Origin of the sequence: Rahnella sp. Larv3_ips (assembly GCF_003697865.1) — a bacterium.
GTDB lineage: Bacteria > Pseudomonadota > Gammaproteobacteria > Enterobacterales > Enterobacteriaceae > Rahnella > Rahnella rivi.
Genome location: NZ_MJIB01000011.1, coordinates 199570 through 202363 on the forward strand (window position 1 = coordinate 199570; position 2794 = coordinate 202363).

The 2794-nt window shown below is 59.2% G+C and carries 3 protein-coding genes; all 3 read right to left on the bottom strand.

What is annotated here, in order from left to right:
• On the bottom strand, positions 1-1782 hold a 1782-nt coding region (locus ED901_RS15840; RefSeq protein WP_122096496.1), incomplete at its 3' end, for a phage tail protein.
• Positions 1783-1791: 9 nt separating this feature from the next.
• On the bottom strand, positions 1792-2319 hold the full coding sequence (locus ED901_RS15845; protein ID WP_122096483.1) for a phage tail protein I: 528 nt from the start codon (positions 2317-2319) through the stop codon (positions 1792-1794).
• Positions 2312-2794, bottom strand: a 483-nt coding sequence (locus tag ED901_RS15850; protein ID WP_205965112.1) for a baseplate J/gp47 family protein, incomplete at its 5' end; no start/stop codon positions are given. The genes ED901_RS15845 and ED901_RS15850, both read right to left, overlap by 8 nt.

Genomic DNA, 2794 nt, shown 5'->3' on the forward strand with positions numbered 1-2794 from the left:
CCCGACATTCGAGTTGGTGAGGTTGATGTCTTTGGTGCCGTCAAAGGCTACACCGGCAATCTTCCGGGCGGTGGCGAGTTTGGACGCTGCCACGGCCGTTCCGCCCGCCGGTAACGCGCCGACGTCTGCCGGAGTCGGTTTGTTGGCCTGACAGTAAATCTCATTCCAGGCAGACCATGGACCATCGACACCGTTCCACGCCCCCGTCATAGAGCGGGTGAATTGCCGCCCGTTGTTATTGAAAGCAATTTGCTGCGTCGCATTCGGACCCCAGGTAACGAAAATCACGCCGACAAAATTATTTATCGGATAGCCTTTTTCCGTGGTCGCCGCCGCAGCACCTGGCACGCCGTAATGCCCAAACATGCTGCTGCCGCGCAAAGTGTTCGGGGTATCCGCTGCGGTTAAGTTGGTGCGGATTTTAAAGGCCGTGGCAATTTCATCAGACAGCGCCTTTTCACTGGCGGCGCTTTGCGTTGCCGTCCATGCGCCTACGTCTGCGGCCGTCGGTTTATTGTTGGTGCCATACAGAGCAACCCATGGGCGCCATGGTCCATCCTTCCCGTTCCAGTTGGAAGAAAGCCCGCGCACCCAGATGTTGCACGTATCAAAAGTAATAAACATCTGCTGGCAGCCGTAAGCGCTGCCGGTAACAAACAGCGTGCCCGCTTTGGCCTCGGGGTAATTTCTGTCTGCCGTCGCGGATGCGTTGGCGGACTGGTGATAGATCGCCGCCTGAACAGCCGTCAGACTAAATCCCACGGTGTTCAGGTCAGTTGAGCCGAGGGCAGAGTTTGCGGCAACAGAACCGACGGTGCTGGATTGCACCCAGTCACTCCATGGACCATCTGTCCCGTTCCAGACGTTGCTCGATGCGCGCTGCCAACATTTACCGGAAAGGTGTTCGGTATAACGCTGGATCACGCCGTTAGTGTAGGCACCCGGAAACACTTCCAAAATACCGGCCAGCATTGCAGGGTAGCCGTTGGCTACTGTTGCCTGCGTAGGGGATGTCTGCGAATAAATGCCGAACTTGTCACGCCCAAACGTATTGATATTGGTGTTGCCGAGATTGGTAGACGATAGTGGCATCGCTCCAACGTCCACCGCCGTCAGAGTTTGGTCTGCGCTTAACGCCTTACCGTTAATTTTGCGCGTGGAAGGTACGCGGGTATTGGCATTATCGTTGGCAGCCTTCACCGCTTTTGGCGTGGCGGCCAGCGCTTCGCTGGTACTGCTTACCGAGCTGCTCAGCTGAACAAATCCCTTTGCCGCCGTTGTGCCGTCAGGATGATTGCGTGATTTCTCATGCGCGGCCAGCAGGTCATTCACATACTGCTCAGTAGCCATAATCACCGAGTCGTCGATCAGCAGGCTGATTGCCTCGGTGTTGCTGACCGCAATCACCATGCGCAACGTCTGCGTGCGGCCTGAACCCTCCGCAAGCGTCGGTTTATAGGTGTCCGCCATGTTGCAGACGGCAATCAGCGCGCCGTCGCTGCTGAACAACCCCATTTCGCGCATCCAGAAGCCGCCGACGCTGGCAGACAGCACCGCTTCGGCAATGACCCAGTTTCCGTGCGACGGATCAAGCTTCAATGAGTTGAGCGGCGTGCGGTAGACCTCTTTCACCAGTTTGGTCTGTGAGGCAACAGGCGTTGTTGCCTTGCCGTTGCCGTCGCCGACGGCCAGCTGCGTAATGTTAATGTCAGTCCCCGCCGCAATGGCCGCCGCGATTCGCGCCTGGCCGAGCGTGGTGACAACGGATTTAAATGTGCTCATATCGTCCTCTTATGCGGGGTAAACGGTCAGCAGCTCGCCGACGTACTGTGCTGCGCCAATGTAAACGTCGCCTTTAATATCCTGGGTAATGGTCAGCCCGATCAGATGGCGGCTTGCGGGTTTGGCATCGGCTATCAGCCGCTCCATCTCGTTATACATTTCTTCGGTGATGCCGGTTTCCAGCACGCCGATGTCCAGGCGAAACGTGCCTGGTTCGTCGTTGGTTTCCCACCACTCGGTCACGTTGAACAGGTAGCCGAGCGGCTCCACCACGCGCCGGATGGCACCAATGGTTCCCTTGTGGCAGTGAATGAACCAGGCCGACTGAATCACGCGGCGTTTGGTGGCGACAGGCCAGTTTTCATCCCAGCGGTCAACCGACAGCGCCCACGCCAGGTAAGGTAAAAACTTTGCCGGACAGGTCAGCGGATCCCAGAGCTGCCGCAGCGGCACCGGCACATTTTCAAGCTCGGCGCAGGCGTCGGCGGCGGCTACCTCCAGCGCTGATGAACCGACGGGCAGCAGGCGATCACTCATCGTAGCCGCCCACTTTCAGGGTGTACGCGGTGCAGAATGACGCCTGGGTTTTGTCCAGCTCGATGTCGGCCTTCGGGCTTTTCAGCTCCACGCGCTGGACGCCCTCAACGTGCAGCGCGGCGTAAATGGCCGACAGCCGGATGTCGCGGCCTAGCCTGTGCTGCGCGGTGGTGTAGGCGATAAGCTTCGCCTCGGCGGCTGCGCGGATGGGTTCGGCTTCGGGACCAGGGAACAGATACAGCACGGCGTCAATGGTGTAATTCACGACGGTGGCTGACTGGACGGTCACGCGGTCGGCCACGGGGCGCACGTTTTCATCGTTGAGCGCGGCCTGTACTTTCGCCAGAAGGTCGGCGGGCGCGGTGCCGTTGCCGGTCTGTGCCAGCACGGAAATCGTCACGCAGGCGGGCGACGGACTGATCACCGAAATATCCGCCACGCGCCCGTCGGCAGAGCGCCCGTGATACTCATACGC

What these genes read in the sequence shown, in the direction of transcription:
- ED901_RS15845 (WP_122096483.1), bottom strand. Translation starts at nt 2,319, where the DNA reads ATGAGTGATCGCCTGCTGCCCGTCGGTTCATCAGCGCTGGAGGTAGCC.